The sequence below is a fragment of the Nostoc sp. WHI genome, assembly GCF_015714725.1.
GTDB lineage: Bacteria > Cyanobacteriota > Cyanobacteriia > Cyanobacteriales > Nostocaceae > Nostoc.
This window is the reverse complement of sequence record NZ_WBKM01000144.1, coordinates 21,738-44,323: the sequence shown is the minus strand read 5'-3', so window position 1 is coordinate 44,323 and position 22,586 is coordinate 21,738. Positions and strand designations below refer to the sequence as shown.

18 protein-coding genes and 3 pseudogenes are annotated in these 22,586 nt (G+C 40.1%); 7 read left to right on the top strand and 14 right to left on the bottom strand.

Translation table 11 applies throughout. The features are described from left to right. Positions 1 to 131 precede the first annotated feature (131 nt). Positions 132 to 224: pseudogene (locus tag F8S12_RS40595) on the bottom strand (IS630 family transposase); the annotation flags it as partial. A gap of 297 nt (positions 225 to 521) precedes the next feature. Continuing rightward, positions 522 to 740, bottom strand: a pseudogene (locus tag F8S12_RS14320) (hypothetical protein); the annotation flags it as partial. Between the two features lie 116 nt (positions 741 to 856). Between F8S12_RS14320 and F8S12_RS14315 the strand changes: the two are divergent. After that, a complete protein-coding gene (locus F8S12_RS14315) occupies positions 857 to 3,136 on the top strand; it encodes a DUF1796 family putative cysteine peptidase (protein WP_196516926.1) in 2,280 nt (759 codons plus the stop codon). Between the two features lie 84 nt (positions 3,137 to 3,220). Here F8S12_RS14315 and F8S12_RS14310 read toward each other — a convergent pair whose 3' ends face one another. The 7 genes and pseudogenes from F8S12_RS14310 to F8S12_RS14280 form a co-directional block, all read right to left on the bottom strand. Continuing rightward, positions 3,221 to 3,616: a DUF5615 family PIN-like protein gene (locus F8S12_RS14310; protein ID WP_196516925.1), complete on the bottom strand. Its 396-nt coding sequence runs from the start codon at positions 3,614 to 3,616 to the stop codon at positions 3,221 to 3,223. Then, a complete protein-coding gene (locus F8S12_RS14305) occupies positions 3,613 to 3,987 on the bottom strand; it encodes a DUF433 domain-containing protein (RefSeq protein ID WP_196516924.1) in 375 nt (124 codons plus the stop codon). Before F8S12_RS14305 ends, F8S12_RS14310 begins: the two co-directional genes overlap by 4 nt. 112 nt (positions 3,988 to 4,099) lie before the next feature. Continuing rightward, positions 4,100 to 7,900: a sacsin N-terminal ATP-binding-like domain-containing protein gene (locus F8S12_RS14300; RefSeq protein ID WP_196516923.1), complete on the bottom strand. Its 3,801-nt coding sequence runs from the start codon at positions 7,898 to 7,900 to the stop codon at positions 4,100 to 4,102. A 317-nt stretch (positions 7,901 to 8,217) separates the two neighbouring features. Beyond that, positions 8,218 to 8,436 (bottom strand): annotated as a pseudogene (locus F8S12_RS14295) (amidase family protein); the annotation flags it as partial. Next, positions 8,384 to 8,521: a hypothetical protein gene (locus F8S12_RS14290; protein ID WP_196516921.1), complete on the bottom strand. Its 138-nt coding sequence runs from the start codon at positions 8,519 to 8,521 to the stop codon at positions 8,384 to 8,386. The gene F8S12_RS14290 and the pseudogene F8S12_RS14295, both read right to left, overlap by 53 nt. Before the next feature lie 116 nt (positions 8,522 to 8,637). Next, positions 8,638 to 10,149 (bottom strand): acyl-CoA synthetase, encoded by a 1,512-nt coding sequence (locus F8S12_RS14285; RefSeq protein ID WP_196516920.1) that lies wholly within the window; start codon positions 10,147 to 10,149, stop codon positions 8,638 to 8,640. Positions 10,150 to 10,255: 106 nt separating this feature from the next. Continuing rightward, on the bottom strand, positions 10,256 to 11,989 hold the full coding sequence (locus tag F8S12_RS14280; RefSeq protein ID WP_196516919.1) for a serine/threonine-protein kinase: 1,734 nt from the start codon (positions 11,987 to 11,989) through the stop codon (positions 10,256 to 10,258). Positions 11,990 to 12,529: 540 nt separating this feature from the next. Between F8S12_RS14280 and F8S12_RS14275 the strand changes: the two genes are divergently transcribed. Then, a complete protein-coding gene (locus tag F8S12_RS14275; protein ID WP_196516918.1) occupies positions 12,530 to 13,231 on the top strand; it encodes a PEP-CTERM sorting domain-containing protein in 702 nt (233 codons plus the stop codon). 410 nt (positions 13,232 to 13,641) lie between these two features. Here F8S12_RS14275 and F8S12_RS14270 read toward each other — a convergent pair whose 3' ends face one another. After that, a complete protein-coding gene (locus tag F8S12_RS14270) occupies positions 13,642 to 15,201 on the bottom strand; it encodes a YcjF family protein (RefSeq protein WP_196516917.1) in 1,560 nt (519 codons plus the stop codon). 125 nt (positions 15,202 to 15,326) lie between these two features. On the opposite strand from F8S12_RS14270, the gene F8S12_RS14265 reads away from it, so the two are divergent. From F8S12_RS14265 to F8S12_RS14245, 5 genes are all read left to right on the top strand, one after another. Next, positions 15,327 to 15,548, top strand: coding sequence for a hypothetical protein (locus tag F8S12_RS14265; protein ID WP_196516916.1), 222 nt, complete (start codon positions 15,327 to 15,329; stop codon positions 15,546 to 15,548). A 190-nt stretch (positions 15,549 to 15,738) separates the two neighbouring features. Beyond that, on the top strand, positions 15,739 to 17,439 hold the full coding sequence (locus F8S12_RS14260; protein ID WP_196516915.1) for a sensor histidine kinase: 1,701 nt from the start codon (positions 15,739 to 15,741) through the stop codon (positions 17,437 to 17,439). Between the two features lie 153 nt (positions 17,440 to 17,592). After that, the gene (locus F8S12_RS14255; protein WP_196516914.1) at positions 17,593 to 18,117 is read left to right on the top strand and encodes a DUF937 domain-containing protein; all 525 of its coding nucleotides are present in this window, start codon (positions 17,593 to 17,595) and stop codon (positions 18,115 to 18,117) included. Positions 18,118 to 18,246: 129 nt separating this feature from the next. After that, on the top strand, positions 18,247 to 18,801 hold the full coding sequence (locus F8S12_RS14250) for a pyridoxamine 5'-phosphate oxidase family protein (protein WP_196516913.1): 555 nt from the start codon (positions 18,247 to 18,249) through the stop codon (positions 18,799 to 18,801). Between the two features lie 36 nt (positions 18,802 to 18,837). Continuing rightward, complete coding sequence (locus F8S12_RS14245; protein WP_196516912.1) at positions 18,838 to 19,347, top strand: GNAT family N-acetyltransferase; 510 nt, start codon at positions 18,838 to 18,840, stop codon at positions 19,345 to 19,347. 219 nt (positions 19,348 to 19,566) lie between these two features. On the opposite strand, the gene F8S12_RS14240 is transcribed toward F8S12_RS14245, so the two are convergent. The 4 genes from F8S12_RS14240 to F8S12_RS14225 form a co-directional block, all read right to left on the bottom strand. Beyond that, positions 19,567 to 19,854, bottom strand: coding sequence for a hypothetical protein (locus F8S12_RS14240; RefSeq protein ID WP_230968012.1), 288 nt, complete (start codon positions 19,852 to 19,854; stop codon positions 19,567 to 19,569). An 18-nt stretch (positions 19,855 to 19,872) separates the two neighbouring features. Next, positions 19,873 to 20,526: a glutathione S-transferase family protein gene (locus F8S12_RS14235; protein ID WP_196516911.1), complete on the bottom strand. Its 654-nt coding sequence runs from the start codon at positions 20,524 to 20,526 to the stop codon at positions 19,873 to 19,875. Positions 20,527 to 20,666: 140 nt separating this feature from the next. After that, positions 20,667 to 22,055, bottom strand: a complete 1,389-nt coding sequence (hisS, locus tag F8S12_RS14230; protein WP_196516910.1) for a histidine--tRNA ligase — start codon at positions 22,053 to 22,055, stop codon at positions 20,667 to 20,669. A gap of 81 nt (positions 22,056 to 22,136) precedes the next feature. After that, the gene (locus tag F8S12_RS14225; RefSeq protein ID WP_196516909.1) at positions 22,137 to 22,586 is read right to left on the bottom strand and encodes a DUF3598 family protein; all 450 of its coding nucleotides are present in this window, start codon (positions 22,584 to 22,586) and stop codon (positions 22,137 to 22,139) included.

Here is a 22,586-nt window from a genome sequence, read left to right as displayed (position 1 = left end):
TACCACTTGATTTATATTGGTTTAGAGAAACTTTTGTGACTAACATTGCGATTTTCGTGACAACATCGCAATTTTTGTCATAACATAGCGACTTTCATGACTAACATCACGACTTTTGTAACTAAATCATGCTGCGTGAACCCAATTTTCTTCAACCCTCGTGAGATTGTGCCATCGCTGATGTCGCCCTCCCACAGTTGAGCCATCTCTACCTGGGTTTTATCCAGGAAGGCAGGAGGCAGAGGGCAGGAGGCAGGAGGAAAAATGGGGTCTTGGGTTTAAGACCTGACTTTTCACGGTATCTGAAAAACCTCTCTCTAAATCTCTCTCCTAAAAGGAGAGAGACTTTGAATTTTCCCCCTTCCCGACACGGGAAGGGGGTTAGGGGGTTAGGTTTTCGTGGACTTATCCACATAACGTGAAAAGTCAGGTTTAAGACAAGAACACTGAACTCTCGTTCAGTGGCTCTAAATCAGTAGGGGTCGAATCCCCTACTATTTACTCCTTCTGCCTCCTTCAATACCATGAGATTTAGCAAAAGCCCGAAATTCATCCCAGTCTGTGATTTTGTGGTTGTTTCCAGGCGGATGGTTAGGCAACGGCAGAATATCTCCGGTTTCAGCTTTGCGCTGCAACCATAGGTTGATCGTGTTGCGGCTGAAGTTGAACAGTTCGCTGGCTTCGCTTTTCTTGAGTCCATCTCCGTGGACTAATAAAAACTCAAAGTTACGGGATAACATCTCCTAATGTTTTGGATTTTGAATCGCTCTTAAGAGTTTTATGTGATATTGTCTAAGCAGTTTTGAGAATTCAGCTTTGCTGTTTGGTATCGTAGCTCTAAATCAGGAAGAAATCTATGTATCGATTCCAGATCAGCGCATCCACGCAAATAGGTGAATCCATCGGTATCGTCGGTTCTACCCCCGAATTGGGACTGTGGGACATTAAAAAATGTGTCCGCCTTCGTACAAATGCCGCTCGCTATCCTTTATGGTGGACAGAGACAAAAATCGCCATTCAGCCATCTCTGGAGTCAGATGATGTCTCACAACAAGCCACTCCGTATCTACACCAGAAAATTGAATATAAATATATACGTCTCGATTCAAATGGCGGCGCGCGATGGGAAGCTTTAGGTTCAAACCGCTGGGTGCCGATCAATCCTGACGAGTCCAATACTATTGTTGTTGATGATGGCGCATTCGGTTATTTGCAGCCTTATCCATTCGGATACGTTGAAGAGCCTACTGTCAAAATGCCCCTGAACGAAGAGTCTGAGAGGCTCAAAATTGCAGTCATTGGCAGTTCTGTTGCATTTGGTCATAAAGCCTGGCTATTTAAAGGTTGGGTCTCGCTTTTGGGAGAGGCTTTGCAGCAAAAATACGGACACCAACTCGTAAATATATCTGAGGCGGGGACAAATGTCAGCAGAACGATCGCCCGTTTTATCTCAGATGTCACCCCAGAACAACCGGATGTGGTCATTATTACCCTGTCTCTGGGCAACGAAGGGTTAGCCCAGTGTGCCCCTCACCAACGCCGGGCAATACAGCGACGGTTTGAAAGTGGCTTGCAGCTGCTTGTCAAAATGACGCGCGAAATAGGAGCATATCCGATTCTGGGTGGGGTCTATCCCAATAACAACTATGAGTCAGAACATTATTTGCTGCTAAAGGAGACACACAACCGGATGCTGAATTGGGGCTTGCCCGTACTGGATTGGTTAGCAGCAGTCGATAATGGACAAGGACGCTGGAAAGCGGGGATATCCTTCGACCCGGCTCACCCCAACACAATCGGTCATCGCCTCATGTATGAAGCGATCAATCTGCATTTGTTCCAGATTGACAAAAATGAATTGGCAAGAGAAGAGCAACGCTTTCGACAGAGGAATGAAGTCCCCATCTACCTTGACAATGGGGGCTTCCATGTCTTTGCTCATATCGAAGAAAAGCGTTTACGGATCACCAATTTATCACAATACAGTTACACGATCGCTCCCTATTGGCAGGAACTACAAACTGCACTGCAAAGTAAGGCAGGATTGATACCGGGCATTTACATTGCCAAGTCTGTCAAGGAAGGGACACCCCCCTTCTTTGCCGTGCAAGAGGATGGCGCGATCGCAACCACAATAAACATCCCCCCTGATGCTGACCTAGAATATAGAGCCACCTTCAATCTCTTTTCGCCGAACAACTCACAAGTTTTGTTCTATGACGGGGATCTGGGGATTTTACAATCGGACGAACGCAACCTCTGGGTGATCAACGAATCAGAGAATGAGTATAATATCCAGCCGATGTGGCAGGAAGTTTGCAACGCACTGAAAGCCATGCCATCGGGCGTCTATGAAGATCCACTTGCTCCCAATGCTCCCTTTCGTACCATGATGATTGGCAACAATGGGCTAGAAAGCCGGGTGAAAGCGCCGCCCAAGTCTGCTATGTTGTTTCAATACAAGTGTAAATTAACGGATATCAGCCGTGTTGCCATTCTCCCCCTTGGCGATCGCTGTGCCGTCCGCATGATGTTGTATAAAATGGAGTACGACGGCCCCGCTTTTCCGTTTGATCTGACGCGCACCACCAATATTGGAGATGTTGCCGATGCGATCAAAAACGGTTTTGATGACATGTGGAACCCTGCCTTCCTGCACTACAGTCAAGATGCAGGCAGAATCTATCATAGTAAGTGGTCGGGTCTGTCCTTTGCCCATGAAGTCGAGGAGACAGATGACCCTCTTAATAATATGTCTCCCGTCCATGAACGAATGCGCGTTCGATACACAGCACGCTCTGAAAGGTTTTGGTATGCACTGCGGCACTGCGACAAAGTACTTTTCGTTCGCACAGGAATTAGCGATCGGGCTGGTGTGATTGATCTGGTTGACAAATTGCAAAAACAATGCCAGGGGAAACCATTTCAACTTTTGATCCTTTCTCCCCAAAGCGATGATGAGTTTTTAAACCTTCCCAATGTGCTGCATTATAATGTTGAGTTTAATCCCGATCTGATGTATGACGATTTGGGACACTGGATGTACTGCACAGAGGTAATGCGCCAAATTCTGAAATCCCTTGATGTGTCCAGTAAAAACCTCTTTTGGTGCCCGCCGAATCCTCCGAAGGAGTGAGAAATTGGATAGGGGCAATGCCCTTCGACGCAGGCTCAGGGTAAGACCTGCGGCGGCCTACGCTTACGCTCAGGACTCCAGACCTTACGGAATGAAAACTCTCCTTGCACCTATGTAGTTCCCAATGTAAAGCACAATTTCAACCAGACGATCAACACAATCTTCTCGATAACTGGAGTCAGTTAACACTCGATCAGCATTACCAATTGTTACCACAGGTAATGAGTTCGGGGTATTTTCTTCACGCATGACTTGTTCAAGTGAGTCTTCATCTTTCATGCTTCGATTTGCTGTAAGTAAAATCATTTGATTCTTTTGAGCCAGCCTCCAGACTACTCTATCGCTGCTATCAATTGACAATCCCATCTCTTCAAAGGTGACAAAACGAATTGGGACAGAATCAAGCCAACCAAGGCTTGCAATACTCCCAAGAAGGATTCGTGCATGTCCCTTGAGGTTATGATCAACTAAAAAAATCATGACTGGGACTGATGTCGTGCCTTCGATGCCTGAAGTTTTTCCCAGGCGGCTTCTAGTCCAGGTGGTGGTGGTAGGGTTGCAATCTGGGCAACGCGCTCACGATTTTGTTCTTCATAGTACTGCCGAAGTTCCTCAGCTTCCTTAAGAACAACTTGGTACTCGGCTTCAATTTCAGCCCGATGTCTCTCTATGTAAGAGAGCGCAGCGTCGATTTGTTCTTCAGTCAGGTCAAACAAGGAGCGAATAAATTTAGGAGGGTACTGGGCAGTCACGTAATCCATAACATCATAGAGGGTGATACGGGTTCCTGCGATCGTCAGTCCGCGCTCTGTGCGGATAATGGCTGTTTGTCCACTTGATGCCAGAGTCATATCATTAGCTCCTCTGAAAACTAATTCTATACTACACCTCTGCAAAACCTCTTCTGGTGTCCACCCGAACTCCCAGTTTATAGGCAAATAGAACTTATTTATTCATTTTCAGTTAGTTAAGATTATCTACTTCTAATTTTATGAGTTCCATTGTTGGATTTGTTGTAACATTAAAAACTCTTGCGATTAGATATTTATCTGCTATTTCCATTAGAGCAAACTCATTTGGTGAAATAAAGAAAGCGACTTTCTCTACATTTTTGCTATGTGGTGTTGCTTTACTGTCAATGTATATTTCTTTTCCATTCTCCACAATTTTAAAATCGTGATCCTCAGTTGTATTTTCTAAAATATTACGCCAAAACACCTCTACAAAATTTCCTATTTTGAAACCAGTTTTTGTTTTTTGAAGAGGTCGTCTGCTGTATTTTTGGCTGTAAATACGTTTTAGTTCTTCATACACAAACAACTCACCTTTTCTACCCAAATCTTCATCAGATTGGTTGTAAGGTCTGTTTCCTTGGTTAATTGCAACACTTTCAGGCTCTTTTGGATTTAAAAAATTTTCAGGAATAAGGTTAATATCATAGCCTTTCTCGTTTAAATACTCTACTCCGGTTGCAAAAGTTTCTAAAAGCAACACAATCAAAAGTCTTTCAGCATATCGTATACCTAAAAATTTACCTAAAGGCTCAACCAATCCATCTAAAACTCTTGGACTATACCAATTACCGACATAGTAAAAATTATTTTCTTCTGCCCAAGAACTTCGTTTTTGTTTATCATCTTCATTGCCATAAGACAGATAAATTTCAGAAGTTTCAAAAAAACAAATGTTTTTGAGCTTCTTGTTTATTCGTTCATATTCTAATTCCCACTCTTTAGGATTTTTTGATTTTTCAACAGATATAACTGCAACCAATGGAGAAATATGCACAAGTTTGTTTTTTAGGTCTTTGATTTCTACTTTGCTGTTTGGAATAGAGACTGTTACTTTATCAATAATTGCTACCCCAAACAAACGCAACAATTCAATAATTTCAGGAGTTAGTTTTTCAGTGTATGCCAACTTTGAAGCCCTAAAACCTTCAACAGTAACAATAGATAAATCTTTGGGATAGAAAAATATACTTCCGTCTTTGGACAAAAGCTTATTTTCTGTACCCCAAATGTTGATTTTTTCTTTGTCTGAACTATGCAAATTTATTGAGGCTAATTTTTCATAGATTAGCCTTATTCGTTTTTCATTATCCTTCTGTTCTTCCTCGCTTATAGTTATATTTTGCGATATGCTTGCAAGTACTTGCAGGTAGTCGCTTACTCCCAAATCCCGTTTAAAATTCAGATAATTTAACCAATCGGGTGGAATAGGCTCATTATAATCAAAAATAGGTAAATATTTCCCTACCATTTCTTTGATTTTGGGTATATCACTGCTAAAAACTTCTGAGGCTTTTAAGCAGGTTTCTTGAGTAGTAGGAATGAATTTAGAGTTTTCCAAACTCCAAAAAAAGTAATTTTTAACATCTACTTTACTTCCATAATGTCCCCAAGGCATCGAAGCTAACTTCTCAACTGAATTAATGCTAATACCTAAAAAGGCTTGTTTCCAAAATAACCGAGCAAAATTTATACTTTCTCTAGCAAGTTCAGAATATGCTATTTTATTTATGTAGACTGAATTATAAGAATTTACCAAAGTAGGATATCTGTGACCTTTATTGGCTTCTGCTCCAACTTCTTCAAAATATTCAAGTTCAATTTTATCTAAATCATTACTGCGATTGACTTTTATATATTGCAATTCGATATTTTCATTTACACCAATTTTCAGGAAAAAAGTTTTCCATTCACTTTTGAAATCTTTGCTTTCAAAATAGGTGTCAGAAACATAAAAATCGTTTTTATAAACGGTTTCGATACGTAACTCAGGCTCGTAAAAATCAGATAAATATGTACTTTCAGCAGTAATTAAATTTTTTTCTTTGGTTATAATTTTAAATTTTTGTAATTCTTCATAATGTTGCTCTTGCAATGTACCTTTTTTATGAGCATTAAAAAGGTATCTACCAATTTGTAAGGCATTATCTTTTGTAATATATGTATCAACTTGGGCAATAATATTTTTTTCAATAAAGCTCAAATCTGAAGGCTCACTTACACCCAAAATTTCAAGCCAATTTCTGATAAATTGATTTTGATTGATTTTTTCTACTACGCTATTGTGAATTATGCTAATATCCGAACTAAAACTATCTGAAAATTCAACTGAAGGAAAATAAATGTGTTTGGGGGTTTTCGGTTTTTGAGTTTCATCTAAAATAAAAGGCGTATATCTTAACTTTTCATTCCAAGTATTTCTTTCGTCATTTTTTGAACGTTCGGCTTGTTTATAGAGAAATGAAATAAGTTTAAAGTTTTCTTCCAATTTGTGTTCACTTACAAAAATATCAGAAGCAAGAAATCCTTCTAGATCATCAATATCAAACATTTTAACGCCTATTTTACCCAAAGTGCTAATAGGTTCTAGATAAGGCACAAAAGAATCAATAGTAAAACTTGTTGATAATTTTTGATTAACATAACTGATAAGTGTTTGCTTATCAATAAAATCGGAAATATTTGTTTTATCAAAAATAACTTGGCTAACTTTTAACAAGTCACAGCTTAAATTTGGAATAAACGCAATCGTTTCAAGTGCTTCTTTATAGCCTTGGTTAAAACTTTGCTCTAATGCACTAGAACCATCCAATTTATGAGGTAAAATACTCAAAAACTGCTTATTGTATTTGCTTGATTTACTTGCAAGTTCGGCAACCCACGCAAAGAACTTTAAAGGAATTTGTCTAAAAATCCACTGATTCCAAAAAACATCTTGATGCAAATGTTCTCTTCCTGCATCAGTCAAAAAACTTGCATTAACCAAAAATGGAAAACTGTAATTAATAGAAGTCGGCAAATAAGTAAATATTAAACGATTTTCTTTATCAATAGCCTTCAATCTATTTTCTTTTAATTGAATGGCAAACGAAATTTCTGTACGCAATGCATCTTTTAGCTTTTTTGGTGATTTTTCATCATCATTTATTTGTTTTCGTACATCTAAGGGAATATCAAAATGTTCTGTTTTAATAAGCCATTCGCTTTGTGTATTACCGTTTCTTTTTAATAGAGTAATTTCTTCTTTTGTTTTTTCAATTATTAGTTCTTCGCTGCTATTTACTGTTATTAAAACTTTTTCACTACGCAGAAAAAGGACAATTTGTGTATTAGAAAGTAAATTAGCTAAATCTTTTTTAAGTTTTTCAACCTTATCGTATTTGATAACTGTTGAAACGTTAAAATCCCGAAAAACAGAAAGCTGTTTTAATTCTGGAGGTAATTCTGTCCAAATCGGAATAACTTGCCAAGGCATTTTTGGCTGTTCATCTTTATGCTTGGCTCGTCTTTCATTCTGCCAAGCACTTTTACTGCTCCACTTGCTATTCCAATAGTCTTGCCAATAGTTTCTATCATATCGAAAACAGAAATTTTTGCTTTTAATAATTACAAAATTAGAATGAGAGAAAACAGACTTAAAGCCAATTCCTTTAAAGCCTGTTTTATTGTTATCTCCTGTTTTTGTTCCGTCACCCGCACTCGATATGCTTTCAATGTCAATTTTTGAAAAAGGCTCTCCCTTATGTGAAACTATCAGATAATCACCTACGAAATCTATTTGAGCATCAAGCCTATTATTTTGATTGCTTGCATCATCAGCATTTTGAAGAAGTTCATAAATAAAACGCTGACTATCGGTATTTATATCTCTTGAAATTGTATTACAGAGATTTGCAGTAGTAATAGCCAATTCAGGATTGTTGTAATCTGAATTATTGTGGGTTAGATTTTCAAGAAATCGTTTTTCTGTCATTGCAAATATCTCTGTTATTGGGACTTAAACAAAAAAAAACTATAAAATAGCCTCAAATGTATATACAGAGAGACTTTGACATCTTTGTGCTTAATTTATTGATATATCTGGGTTTCAGCCATCTTTGAGCATTTAGTGTATTTCCTTTACCCTTCATGGGTTTGAGGCTTGTTTTTTACTCAAAAATGTTTAAGTCCCGCTATCTCCTCTGAAAACTAATTCTATGCTATACGGATAAAAAACCAGTTAGGGAAAAGCGATCGCTTTTCCCTAACTATGAGTTGGCAATAACAGTGAATTTTAATTGATGCCATTCCTCAATAGCCCAATGGATGCCGGAAATCACCAACCACTTTGTCAAGTTCTTGAGCGATCGCTAGCAACTCCATCTCGCGCCATCGCTTGCCCACAATTTGCATTCCAATCGGTAAGCCATTGTAAGTTTGTCCTATGGGAATCACCACCGCCGGATGACCACTGAGATTAAATGGCATGGTGTAAGATCCATTTGCCACCACATAAGGATAGGATTTGCCCATCAAACACTTCGACAGCAGAGACTTGGCGATCGCAAATCATCTGAGCAAGTTGATGGGCGGGTAGGAAAACTAAGTCACTCATCGGTCGATTTTACCTCATTTTTCGGACTCCCAGGCTTGATAAAGTTAATTATATTGACTTAAGTTTAAGGGGTTACAAGGTTTGAAACTCTAGGTTTAATTAGGGCTTAACGATCGCTATAATCGAAATAGTTCAACCACCGTCGGCTTAATAACTTTCCCCATAGCGTTGCGTGGTAATTCTTCAAGCGTCAAAATTTGGGTTGGCACTTTATAAACAGCCAATCGCTCTTTTACCCAACTCCTAAAAGATTCTAATGTTAAAGTTTGTGAGCTTTGCAATACTAACGCCGCACAGACCCGCTCACCCCACTCTATATCTGCAACCCCAACTACTGCACATTCTTGAATATCTGGATGCGATCGCAACACTTCTTCAATTTCCAAAGCAGAAACTTTATACCCTCCTGTTTTGATGATATCCACGCTCATCCGTCCCAAAATGCGGTAGTTGCCATTCTCGACTACGGCAGTATCTCCAGTGCAGAACCAGCCATCTTGGAAGGCTTTGGCGGTTGCTTGGGGATTTTGCCAATATTCTAGAAACACTCCAGGGCTTTTAACTTGGATCTCTCCTGGTGTTCGTGTTGAGACTAACTCCCCGTTCTCATCTACTAATCTCACTTCAACTTCAGGCAGGGGCTTCCCCACATATCCTGACCACCGTTGACCGTGTAAAGGGTTCGATAGCGCCATGCCTATTTCCGTCATCCCATAGCGCTCAAGCAGAAAATGGCCGCTGATAGTCTGCCACTTTTCTAAAACTTGAACTGGTAACGCTGCCGAGCCAGAAACCATCAGGCGCATTTTAGCACAGCCTGCTGACATACTTTTTTGGCGTTCGCTTGAAGCAGCTTCCCAAGCTGCAATCAGCTTCACATAAATTGTCGGTACTGCCATAAATAGGGTTAAGTCACCATCACAAATTCGGTTCCAAACAATTTCGGCATCGAACTTGCTCAACAGATGGCACTGTGCCCCAGCCCATAAAGCACAAGTCAATACGTTGACAATCCCATGAATATGATGTAATGGTAATACATGTAAAATGCGATCGCTAGATGTCCATTCCCAAACGGTGGTCAAGCTAGTTACTTGCGCTTGAATATTTTGATGAGTCGTAACCACACCCTTGGGTTTACCTGTTGTACCGCTAGTGTAGAGAATTAAAGCGCGTCTAGTGATATCTACATCTGGGAGTGGAGCAATATCAGATGGAAGCGTTTCTGAGGTGAGGATAAATCGCAAATTTTGTTCAGTTGCGATCGCTCGCAGTATAGCCTCAAAATTGGGATGGGCAACGATAATCGCTGCTCCAGAATTTGTAATGACATACTCTAGTTCTGGTCGCGGGTGGGAAATACACAGAGGTACAGCGATGCCACCAGCACGCCAAATCCCCCACTGAGTAGCTACATACTCAAACCCAGGCGGGATCAGAAAAGCAACTCGCTGCTCCTGTAAATCTTCAGTATTCTTAAGCAAATTTGTCGCTATTTGACTAGAGGCATAGAGCAAATCCCCATAGGTAAATGCTCCGACTGTTGTAGCGTTGGCGCAGCCTCTCGGAACGAGAATCGCTATTTTCTCATTGTGTTTTTCAGCACGAGTAATCAATGGGAGATTCACGTTACTTTACCGGTTGAGGGTTGATTTCAGTCTAATTACTGAAAGCATATAGCAATCCCGGCAGTGGTAAACATGTAGTGATGCAAAAGTCTGAAATCTTTATTGTTTAGTGAAGAATCAAGCCCCTCCGGGGTGGTAACAAGGAACTCTTAACAGAGATGGAAGCTACTTTTTGATGTTCAGCTACCAGGCGTTGCTTTTGAATATATTCATTCAGTTTGACTTGAGCTTGAGCGTAAACTAGAGTATCTTTGGGAATATTTCGGAGAAGTTTCACAGCACTATTAAAATCACCAATAGATGCTTTTTTATACGCTTTCTGTAAAAAATATGCTGCTCTGATCTGCCGCTTTCGACTGTATTCGGCCAACTTGTCTTGAATTAAAGCACCTGCGGAACTTTCTTGAGGAATTTGACGCAGATAATTTAAGGCAGCAGAAAAGTCTTTTTTCCTAGCTCTTTCGTAAGCTTTTAGTAATAAATTTTCCGTCTGGGCTTCAATGTTGACGTATGCTTGCTGAACTAATTTATTTGTTTTAGATTGCCAATACAAAATATCTGGAACTTTAGCCGATGCCTGAAGAACATCCGACCATCTGCTCTCATTAAAAGCTGTTTCAGCTATTTGATATTCCTGTGCGGCTACTTGCCATTGCTGTTGCCATTCTCCCATTGTGGCTTGAGCTTCTGGATAAACATTGCTGTGAGAGGGAATTGATTTAACCAGTGCGATCGCTTCTTGCAAATCCCCTGCTTGATATTCTTTTTTTGCTTGATATAAAGCGTCTGTTTCTGAGTACGCGGGTGAAGTATTAATTAAGGAATATACACCAAATCCCATCAATAAAGAGTTAGCCGCCAGCCCTACTTTCATTCCTGTTAATAACGTCGATGATTTCCTATATGTAGGATTTTCAGAATTATCATCTTCAATCGCCGCTTCTATAGGAAAGTAATCATCTACTTCTAATATTTCTGGTGGCTGAGTTTCCCAGATTATTTGTTTAAGTACTCGCAGTACCTCACCCGCAGACTGAAAGCGATCTTCGCAATCATAGCGGATCATTTGGCTGAGAACAGCAGCTAGATAATCGTTAACTGGTGTGTTTTGCGATCGCCAAAAAATTTCATTAGTATAAGGATCAGCCTTTAATTGTAGTGGTTCTAACCCAGTTAAAGCTTGGATGGCAATCATACCCAAAGCATAAATATCACTGTTGGGTTGTGTTTTACCAATAAATTGTTCTGGCGGTATATACCCCAATGAAGTGACGGGAATTCTATAAATTGGCAATTCCGCACCTATGCCAAAATCGATAGACTGGATTGAACCAAAGTCAATCAATACTAACTTACGTAGGGCTTCGCCATTACGTCTAATCAAGTTTTCTGGTTTAATATCGCAATGGATAATGCCTTGAGAGTGAACAAATTCCAGAATACCTAAGACATCTATCAAGAATTCTACAACTTTGCTTTCACTCCACAGACACCCCCACTCTTGATTGATGGGCAATTCCGCAGTCAGCGTATGTCCTTCAATCCACTCTTGCACTAAATAAAATCGCTCGTTTTCTTCAAAGCAGGCGATGAATTCTGGAATTTGGTGATGGCTTCCCAGCAGCTTGAGGGTTTGGGTTTCAGTCAGAAACAGTGACCTCAGCATCTCCAAGTAGCCGGATTCAGAACTGCTAACTTTTATCTGCTTAACAACGCATTTGGGATTATGTGGATAATCTACATCTATAGCAATGTATGTTTGTCCAAATACCCCTGCACTCAGGCTTTGGACAATTTCGTAACGCCCTTGTAGTAATTTACCGATTATGTGCTGGCTCATGACCTGGTTACTCAGTAAGTCCTTTTATTTAGTTTTTCTGACATTCCTTCGTGTTTCCGGAATCATTGAAGAATAGATTTCCAGAACATTAATACTAAAATACAAACTTGATTTCTTTCAGTATTTTTACTTAAAAAAATAGTATTTTAATTTATCAAAGGTTATTATAATTATTAAATATTAATATCACGATATTTTTTTATATAACTAATAAAAAATCTCAAACTTAAAAGCTATTTTTTGTCTTTTTGCAAGAGATTACACGTAATTTGAAGGGGAAAAATGGAGAAGCCATAAAAACTGTATAAAGTTTATATGTTTTTACTTACGATGGTATTCTATAGTATCATGTTACTAACAGCATTGTTTAATCTAATACATAATTTACAGTGCTAATACAACCCTAGTTCAATACTGAATTTTTCACTATGCTTAGTTACTCTGATTGTGGAGCAACTGTGTCCTTTGAAAATCAGTAATTGCACAGGAAAAATTTTTGTGATTTTCACTTAAACCGATTCAAATTTAGAGGGATATTCCATGAAAAACTGTTACAAATTGGCAATTACGGCTGCTATTGTTGGATTCGGATTAGGAACGCTGAACGTAGCGCAAGCAGCAACTGTTAGTTTGACTAGTTCAAATCAAGGTTGGTGGAGTACGGATAGGAGTAACCAGAATCAGAACGAAAACTATATAACTGGAAATCTCGGCATCGAAGGTTTTCGTAGCTTTTTTACATTCGATCTTGGTACTCTAGCTAGAGTCTCCACAGCAACTTTACAAGTTCAACGATATGAAGGTTCAGTAAATCCAACAACGACTCTAGGTTTTTTTGATGTTGAAACATCTGCTGATGTACTTAGTCAAAAAGTTAATAACCCAGATATCAATATTTATAACGATTTGGGAAGTGGGAAAAACTATGGAACCTTTAATGTCACCAACACTTTTGGCAATTCAGACGAAATCCTAAATTTTGTTCTCAACTCGGACGCTATTGCAGATATTAATGCTAGAAGCGGGAAATTTTTCTCAATTGGAGGTGCGCTTCTGGGTGTTCTTGAAACTGAAGACCAGGTTCAGGTTCTATTTGGAGCTAGTGGTGATTCGTCTGCGATACTTGTGGTTGATGCCGATTTAGTCCCTGTTCCAGAACCTGCCACTCTTAGCGGTATAACACTTGCTGGTATTACGGGTTGGTGGCTAAAGCGCAAAAGAAAAGCGTTCCAAGCTCTATAAACTAATCTAATTTGATGTCTGTCCAAAAAAGTATTTTTTCCTAAAAAAATGTTAATGCTCTTGCAAAAAAGCAAGAGCATTTTTGACACTAGCAGGACTCACGCAAACAAGGCATCACCGTGCCAAACCGGGTTAATTGTACTCTAAGGCTGAAAGTAAGATGAGGTAAGCCTTTCAAGAAGCGCTTTTTGGTGAAAAAACTATGATTATGCTGCTAGTTTTGATCGAGTTTGAACGAAAAATCGTCGTTTCAGGCACTTGAATTTGTCTTAGCGTACAAAAAACCTTTTTTGGCACGGTGATGCCAACAATAGCCGAAACCCTTATTTTTAATAGAGGCAATTTATGAATTGCCCCTACAGCGTGTGGTTTTACGTAAGTCCTAACTAATTTGTAAAAAAAGTTTATAGTTATTGAGATTTTTCTCTGCTTTCTTGTTCCTCTATAGCCTCGGATTTATCTTGTAAAGGTTTCACTACTCGCGCGATCGCTTCCTGAATAAAAGCTTTAATAAATTCATCTCGGCGATTAATTTGAAACTGTCGCTGCACAACTTCCGTCATTCCACCATCACCCCAATCTTGGTCATGACGAAAATATTCGATAAAACTTTTACCAGCAATTCGTGTTAAATAAGCTGCTGTCACGCCTTGAATCGCTCTACCAATAATAAAAGTAGCAACATTGAGCTGCAAAGCTGTAGATAATAATTGAATTGCTCCCTTGACAATGCCTAAACTAGCGATGGTTTTCGCTAAAGAAAGGGCTAACTCTCGTCCCCGTTCCATATTCAATTCACAGCCGTAAACTCTCCCAATTTCCACAACCATTTGAGCATTAACTGCGGCTGTTGCTAATAAATCTACGACTGGTATAGGCGTGACTGATACCACCCCAGCACCAATCCACTGAAACCGCTCCACGATTTTGTCAGCTTGACGGCGACGTTGGCCATCAATGAGTTTTCGCGCCTCGTCTCCCAATCGCAGAGATTGCAAAAGAATGTTATCCGCCACCAAGTCTTCACCCTCGGCGCGTAAAACAGTAGCTGTGCGCCGCAGCAAAGGAACAATATCTGGTTCCGGCTGGAAGGTTTCGCCAGTTTCTAGTTGTACAGATTGGGGATTAGCAGCGATCGCCACCACATCATTAGTAGCAATAAATCCCCGTACCCGTTGACGCAATCTAGCGAGGATAGCTTCTTTATCTTCATCTGTATATAAATCAGTTTTATTGAGAACTAAGAGCGATCGCTTACCAATTTCTGCCAACCCCCGCAACGGCTCATATTCTGAGCGACGTAAATCATTATCGACCACAAACAACAGTAAATCTGCTTCTGTTGCCAGTTCTCGCGCCATTTGTTCCCGTTCTGTCCCCGCCACACCCGCTTCTAAAATCCCCGGCGTATCTGTAATTAAAATCTTGCGTTCTAATCCCTTTAACCGCAGACAATAGGTTTCCCCAACTTGGGTTGTACCCATCGGTGCATCCACCTGACCAACCATCCGCCCCATAATCGCATTAACTAGGGAAGTTTTACCAGCACTTCCCGTACCAAATACCACTACTTGAATTTCACCCCGGGCTAAATTTGCCTCAATCTCCCGCGAGCGACTTAATAAAGCTTGGCGTGCTACCTCATCTTGAATTTGCCCTACCTGTTGCCGCACAGCCTGGAGAGTTGTAGAAGCAGCGTCAGATTTGCCAGCCGGAATTTGCGCCGCAGTCACTCGCTTAGGGTTGCGGCGCGATCGCTTTTCCCCAGCCCGAATCACCACTACATAATAGACAAAAGCAGCAACCAAAGCTCCTATAAGCACAATCAGCAGCAACAACAGCAGATTGCCTAGCAACGGCGAATAGGACAATTGCCAGTAAAGCCGTGATAGGGAATCAATTAGCCATAGGGCTAGCCCCAAAATGACGATCAGACCAACAATCAGCGTTATTATGCGTGACAGAGGCATGGCTGGGATAAATTAGTGGGTATTTAAGTAAGCAGATGCTTCTGATCTTAATAGTTTCAGTATTTTTTACCAGAGTAGTAAGAAGCAGCTTTTAATCAACGAGGCTAAAGTTTGAGCCTCTGAGGGTGGAAGTTGAGCCTCTGAGGGTGGAAGTTGAGCCTCTGAGGGTGGAAGTTGAGCCTCTGAGGGTGGAAGTTGAGCCTCTGAGGGTGGAAGTTGAGCCTCTGAAGGTGGAAGTTGAGCCTTTGAGGATGGAAGTTGAGCCTTTGAGGATGGAAGTTGAGCCTTTGAGGGTGGAAGTTGAGCCTTTGAGGGTGGAGGTTGAGCCTTTGAGGGTGAAACTTTAAGTTCTAACTTTTCACTACCCAATACTTCTAATCTTTATAGCTTCAGTATTTTTAACTAGGGTAGAAAAAAGCAACTTTTGATAGACTGAGAGCGCATTTTGGATCAAATTTGCTTTCACTCACTTGCGGCTAGATTCGTTGTTTTTGATGAAAAACCGCCGACTAAAAAAATTCAATAGCGAGTTATACCATGACTGCAACACCTGAATTAAGATACTTTAACTGGGTTCAACAAAGATTTCATCGGCTTAGTATTCGGCAAAAAATTTTTTTTGGGTATAGTCTGGCTTTGGGAATTGCAGTTTTGGGAACAACGGCAGGATTGATAATAGGCGATCGCTATTTCCAACAAGCTAGACAACAGAGGATACTGGCAGATGAGCAAGGAAGCTTGTTAAGTAGTTTGCAAGGAGAAATGTTGAAAATACAGACCCACCAGCAAGAAATACTGCCTTATTTGCAACAGCCACAAGCGTTGCAAAGGGGAATTTCTCATTTCAAAAGCGATTTGGCGGAAACTGAAACGTTGCTTTTTCAGATGGAGGAATTTAGTCAAACCAATTTGCAAGCAGATTTACAAACTTTGCTCACAAAGCATGACAGCACGATCACTGTATATTTTCAGCAACTTAGATCGCTAATTCAGCAAATTTTGCCATTAAGTTCACAGCCAGAGGGAGCACTAAAAGCGGAGCAATTAATCTTGCAATTTAGTCAAAGTCAGGATGCTCTGAAGTTTTATGAATTTGCCCATGAGTTAACCGAGTTTGCCAAAACAGTTCAAGAACGCCAAGAGGAGGCTGGTATAGCCCAAGAACGGGCTGCGTTAATCCAAGCTGAAATTATTATTGGTAGTATGCTGCTGTCAGTAGCGATCGCTGCCATGCTTGCTTTCTACACAAGTAGAATCATCGCTTATCCCATTAACGCGGTGACGAATATCGCTCAAAGAGTTACCCAAGAAGCCAATTTTGATTTGCAAGCGCCTGTAACTACAGAAGATGAAGTTGGTGCATTAGCTAGCTCCCTTAACCAGCTAATCCAACAGGTAAAGCGCCTTTTAGAAGAACAACAAGCCGAGGCTCAAGTCCGATTAATTGAAAGTGAGAAAATGTCTAGTTTGGGACGGATGCTGGCTGGTGTTGCCCATGAAATTAATAATCCTGTAAATTTTATCTCTGGTAATCTTATACACGCCAAAACCTATACTGACGACTTATTAAGACTACTAGAAACATACAAAGCCGAAGTTTCTCAGCCTTCCACTGCTCTGCAAACTTTAGTAGAAGAAATTGATTTGGAGTTTCTAGAAAAAGATTTGCCAAAACTCTTTAACTCAATGACAGTTGGCGCTGACCGCACACGAGAAATTGTCCGAAGTTTGAAAGATTTCTCTCGTTTAGATGAGGCGGAAATGCAATTAGTAGAGCTACACGCTTGTATAGATAGTACACTGTTGATTCTGAACGATCGCCTGAAAAATAGTATTAACCTTGTTCGCAAATATGGGGATATTCCACCGATTCCAGGCTACACAGGTTTACTTTATCAGGTATTTATGAATCTTCTTAGCAATGCCATTGATGCTTTAGAAGAAAAATCGACTGAGAATCCCGAATTTATCCCTGAAATCACTATTATCACAGAATGCTGGCAGAATGATTTGGTAGTGGTGCGAATTGCAGACAACGGCTCTGGTATATCACCAGAACATCAGCAGAAGATATTTGAAACCTTTTTCACCACCAAACCACGAGGCGTTGGTACAGGTTTGGGGCTAGCGATCGCATATCAGATTGTGGTAGAAAAACATCAAGGTAAGATTACTTGTCAGTCTGAGTTAAATCGAGGTACAGAATTTGCAATCGCTCTACCGATTTCTCACCCTTAAGATCCTAGCTTTTAAAAGTTAATTTTTTCATAATAGTCAGCAGCAAGTAAAAGGTGGCGTGTTTAAATCTTTTGGTAGACTTACGAAACGCCTATTCAAACACTTCAAGCCAATTTTCGCCAGCTTTTTGTGAACAAACGGAGAAACAAACTTATGGGACTTTTCGATCAAATTCTCGGTGCCGTCGCTAATCCTAATCAACAAGGTAGCTTAGGTCAACTAGGAAGTATTGTTAACACTGTACAGCAGATGAGCGATCAAAGTGGCGCAAACCCCTCTACCATCCAATCAGTTTTGTCAATTGTGGGTGGCCAAGTGCGTTCTGCTTTACAACAAAAGCAAGCCACAGATGGTAATGAAGCCGCACAAACTCTAGTAAATCAATATGCTGGTACTTCTTCCAACTCCCAAGCTGTCGATTCGCTGTTTTCTCCTGACATACAACAGCAGGTAGCTGAAGTTGCTGCCCAACGCACTGGGCTAGATGCTGGTATAGTTCAACAATTGCTGCCAGTAGCAGTACCTTTGGTACTTAAGTTTTTGCAATCAGGTGCCAATGCCCAAAATCCCCAAACTGGTGGTAATTCTGTACTCAATTCCTTCTTAGATGCTGACGGCGATGGTGATGTCGATATCGCTGATGCCATCCACATGGCTAGTCAACATATAAGACGGTAATAATTTTCTTCCCACTCTCTGATGATAAACCGCTCGTCCTAAGACATCGGCAATTAGGACTTGCTAGATATTTAGCTAAGACATAGGCTGAGAAGATAGTATATTTGCAAATATTAAGTCAGACAGTCTATGGCTAAAATTTTTGACTGTATTACTGAGGAACTGCAAGACTTTATTGCTGCCCAACAGCTTTTCTTTGTTGGCTCTGCACCCTTGAGTCCTACGGGTCATGTTAACCTCTCTCCTAAAGGTTTTGACTGCTTTCGTATCCTCTCCCCTAACCAAGTAGCTTACCTCGATCTCACAGGCAGTGGTAACGAAACCTCAGCCCACTTGCAAGAAAATGGGCGGATAACCTTCATGTTTTGCGCTTTTGCAGAACCCCCATGTATTCTACGTCTCTACGGTCAAGGAAACACAATTTTACCGAATTCTCCAGACTGGAACTCTCTGTATTCTCTGTTTTCGCCAATACCTGGGAATCGTCAAATTATCGTCGCTGATATCCAAAAAGTACAGACCTCCTGTGGTTTTGGCGTACCACTTTATGAATATCAAGGTCAGCGCCAGATATTAGTAAACTGGGCTAGTAAAAGAGGTGAAGAGGGAGTTCGAGAGTATCAACAACAGAAAAATCTCGTCAGCCTTGATGGTTTAGCAACTCCACTGAGTAAATTACTCTAAATTTGTTTGACACAAACGGACTTTTGAGCAGAAGTTATGGATTATTTTACTCGTTTACTGACACAGCAAGACGAGCTTTTTCTATGGCAAATGCTGTACGAGGCGGCGCACATGGCAGAAGAAGGTAATTTAACAATGCAAGATGCGATGAATCATCCTGATTTAGCAAAATATGTTAAAAATTGGGGACTTAAAGATGATATTGGTTTCATCGCTATTTTGAAAACTAATAATCAGCCAGTAGGAGCAGCATGGCTGCGTTTACTGATGGGTGAAAATAAAGGATATGGTTATCTTAATGATCAAACTCCTGAATTAGCAATAGCTATTCTTCCCCAATATAGAAATCAGGGCATAGGAACGCAGTTACTAACGCATTTGTTAGCAGTAGCCAAAACATTTTACCCATCAGTATCACTCAGCATCAGAGAGACTAATCCAGCTTTAGGTTTATATAAACGATTAGGTTTTGAAGTGGTTGCTGGAAGCGAAACAATTAACCGAGTTAGCGGAATCTCTTTCAAAATGAAAATTGATTTTTATTAGCTTGTAGGGTAGGCATTACAATGCATTGGTGTCAACTTAAGCCAAAATCCCTTTTAAATCTCGTTTCTAGCCTCTGGCTAGAAATGCTGCTCATCGCGGCTCTGCCGCAAGTCTTGAGGCGGAGCCTCCCGTTAGGCATTCCCAGTCGGAGACTGGGAACGAGACAATCTCTAAAAGCATTGTCTAGACTGGTTTTTACGTTAAGTTGACACCAATGCATTACAATGCCCACCCTACTGTTAAATCATCAAGCCAAATTCCAGGTTTTGCTAAAAAAGTCGAATAGATAAAGTGATAGGTCGCCAACCCAATAGGATTTCTATCAACCTCAGCTAAAAGAACGAAAGCAAGGGGCTTTTCTCCAAATAAATCCATTTCTAACTTTTTCGGAGTTGCTTCTACAGATTCAGGACAACCATCAAATTCAGCTTTCAAATAGATTAATTCCATAATGGCAGCAATGTCTCTCTTGTTGGCATCTCGAACTGAAATATTTGTACTAATCATCTTCTTTTTACTATTTCCTTAAAATTCGTATTTGGGAATAATTTCTGTTTCATTCTGTGCTGCCTTTATCCACTCTTGCATTGCTGGAAGTGCCAAAACTGCCTCAACATAATCTTTAGAAACAGTATCTAACTGCACATCATAGGTTATAAAGCGCAAGATAACTGGAGCAAAAAACGCATCAGCAATTGTGAAATTACCAAATAATAGATTACCGCCAGCCCCAAATTTTTGACGAGATTCTCGCCAGATGTTGGTAATATAGTCAATGTCTTGTTGTACACCGGATGCTAAACCTTTACCAGGATATTTCTTACGGCAGTTCATCGGCATATTCTGACGCAAATTTTGAAACCCTGAATGCATTTCCGCAGTAATGGAACGAGCTAATGCCCTTGCTGCCTTATCTTCTGGCCACCATTGCCTAGTCGGAAATGCTTCAGCTAGGTATTCACAAATAGCCAGAGAATCCCATACAGTTTGTGTATCGTGCAATAGTACAGGTACTTTTCCTGATGGTGAGTATTGCCGAGTTTTTAATAAATAGTCTGGGCAGTAAAGAGGAATCCGAATCTCATTGAATTCCAAACCAAATTGCTTCATCGCTAGCCAGGGACGAAGTGACCAAGATGAATAATTCTTATTACCAATTACCAAAGTGAGTTGCGTCATATTTCTAGTACCTATAAAGTTGTTCAATTTAGTTAAGGGACTTTCAACAAATAAATAAATGATCCAACGCTAAGGATGCATTCGCGTAGCGTCTCGTAGAGAAGAACGCAAAGGAAAAGAAGGAAGAGATAAATCAACTTTTAGGCAAGTCTTTTTTTAACTTCCTCAGCCAAATTTTCTAGTAAAACTTCTACTTGGTCGCCTGTTTTTAAATCTTTGAGTGAGGATTTTTGTGCGGCTGCTTCTTCAGAACCAATAATTACACAGAATTGAATTCCCTGTTTGTCTGCTAGCTGAAATTGTTTACCCAAGGGACGCTTATCAAAGCTAGTTATAACATTAATTCCTGTCTGACGCAGATGTTGAGAAACTTTTAAATAAGTGGGCATTAAATCATCTTGCATATTTACTACCATCACCTGGGCTGGTGTAGCAGCTAATGTATTAAGAATACCAGCTTTGAGCAACCGGCTAATTAAACGAGTTAAGCCTATAGAAATGCCGACACCTGGCATTTTTTCGCCCAAAAACACCCCAACTAATTCTTCATATCTGCCACCAGAACAAATACTACCTAATGCTTCATGTCCTAATAGAGTTGTTTCGTAAACTGTGCCAGTATAGTAATTAAGACCACGCGCAATAGATAAATCAATACAAAAACGATTTTCGGCAACTCCCAGATTGCGAACACCTGCAATTACTGTTTCTATTTCAGCAATTCCCAGGCTCAAGTGCTCGGTTTCTGGTAGATTTTGTGTAAGGTGCTTGAGTTTATCTAATATTTCATCAACCGAACCATCAATTTTAATAAAATCAATAACTTTCTGAGCTTGTTCTGCTAGAATACCCTCTTTTTCTAAATCCTGTTTTACCTTGGCTTCACCAATTTTTTCTAAGGTATCAACGATGCCAATACAAGATTTAATTTGATTTTCAGTAATTCCCACAGATTTAAAAAAACCTGTCAGAATTTTGCGATTATTGATGCGAATCAGAAAATCGCCAATATTAATTGCTTCAAATATCTCAGTGATAATTGCAGGCATTTGAGCATCATAGAGCAAGCTGAGTTCACGACGAGCGACTACATCGATATCGCACTGACGGAATTGACGAAAACGCCCATCTTTTGCCCGTTCTCCCCGAAAAACCATATCCATTTGGTAACGAGCAAAGGGAAAGGTCAATTCATTGAGATGACGAGCAATATACGCCGCTAGAGGAACTGTTTGGTCAAACTTTAAAGCTCTTGCTTCTGAACCAGTTTCACCTGACTTATCTCTCTCAGCTTGTCGATTTGGTGGCAGAATAGGATCAATTCCATAAATGATATTGTCGCCTTGGTTGCCTTTAGCTTGGAGTACTTCTAAACGTTCTACCGCAGGTGTTTCAATAGGTGTAAATCCATAGCTTTCAAAAACTCTACGGATGATATCTAGCAAATATAATTCTAAACGCTTTTCGCTAGGCAAAAATTCTGGGAAACCGCTAGGAGTAGAAAAGTTTATTTTGTCACCTTTGGCCATGCGTGTACCTTACCAAGTTGAACTTGTTTGGCGTTGCTAAATGAAGCTAATTCATCTTTTGACTCAGCAACGCCGATTGTTTTATCTTAGCCGTTGTTCTTGAATTAAGGTGCGTTGAAAGATTTGATTGTTTTTAAACCAATGCCAAGTGCGGGCACGATTGTTACTGTCTGGACTAATGTAGATCATTTCATATAAGCTCATTTCTGGGTTTGTCTTGTAAGCAAACCACAAAATCACGACAGAATCATCAACTTCCCAAGCTTTACCTTGAATGCGATCGCTGTCAAACCATAGCTTATTATCTTTATAGATTCCGGGAAACTCATACTCTTCTTTTTTACCATCAGACCACTTGTAACGATTTATTTGGTAGTAGGGATAAAGTCCATTTTCTGGGAATTGACAAGTTAAGTAAGACTCATGGCTGTCAAGAATTTTTCCTGCTGTGTCAATTAATGTATAAGTTCCTACCCAATCACCCTCATGACGAGCCAGCACGGGCATTCCTTCTAGAATATTAGAAACCAT

Bases quoted from the DNA above. Each gene is read 5' to 3' on its own strand.
- F8S12_RS14245 (WP_196516912.1), top strand. From the start codon at position 18,838: ATGGATTATTTTACTCGTTTACTGACACAGCAAGACGAGCTTTTTCTA.
- F8S12_RS14270 (WP_196516917.1), bottom strand. From the start codon at position 15,201: ATGCCTCTGTCACGCATAATAACGCTGATTGTTGGTCTGATCGTCATT.
- F8S12_RS14280 (WP_196516919.1), bottom strand. From the start codon at position 11,989: ATGAGCCAGCACATAATCGGTAAATTACTACAAGGGCGTTACGAAATT.
- F8S12_RS14300 (WP_196516923.1), bottom strand. From the start codon at position 7,900: ATGACAGAAAAACGATTTCTTGAAAATCTAACCCACAATAATTCAGAT.
- F8S12_RS14275 (WP_196516918.1), top strand. From the start codon at position 12,530: ATGAAAAACTGTTACAAATTGGCAATTACGGCTGCTATTGTTGGATTC.
- F8S12_RS14250 (WP_196516913.1), top strand. From the start codon at position 18,247: ATGGCTAAAATTTTTGACTGTATTACTGAGGAACTGCAAGACTTTATT.
- hisS (WP_196516910.1), bottom strand. From the start codon at position 22,055: ATGGCCAAAGGTGACAAAATAAACTTTTCTACTCCTAGCGGTTTCCCA.
- F8S12_RS14290 (WP_196516921.1), bottom strand. From the start codon at position 8,521: ATGAGTGACTTAGTTTTCCTACCCGCCCATCAACTTGCTCAGATGATT.
- F8S12_RS14315 (WP_196516926.1), top strand. From the start codon at position 857: ATGTATCGATTCCAGATCAGCGCATCCACGCAAATAGGTGAATCCATC.
- F8S12_RS14305 (WP_196516924.1), bottom strand. From the start codon at position 3,987: ATGACTCTGGCATCAAGTGGACAAACAGCCATTATCCGCACAGAGCGC.
- F8S12_RS14260 (WP_196516915.1), top strand. From the start codon at position 15,739: ATGACTGCAACACCTGAATTAAGATACTTTAACTGGGTTCAACAAAGA.
- F8S12_RS14255 (WP_196516914.1), top strand. From the start codon at position 17,593: ATGGGACTTTTCGATCAAATTCTCGGTGCCGTCGCTAATCCTAATCAA.
- F8S12_RS14235 (WP_196516911.1), bottom strand. From the start codon at position 20,526: ATGACGCAACTCACTTTGGTAATTGGTAATAAGAATTATTCATCTTGG.
- F8S12_RS14225 (WP_196516909.1), bottom strand. From the start codon at position 22,586: ATGGTTTCTAATATTCTAGAAGGAATGCCCGTGCTGGCTCGTCATGAG.
- F8S12_RS14240 (WP_230968012.1), bottom strand. From the start codon at position 19,854: ATGATTAGTACAAATATTTCAGTTCGAGATGCCAACAAGAGAGACATT.
- F8S12_RS14310 (WP_196516925.1), bottom strand. From the start codon at position 3,616: ATGATTTTTTTAGTTGATCATAACCTCAAGGGACATGCACGAATCCTT.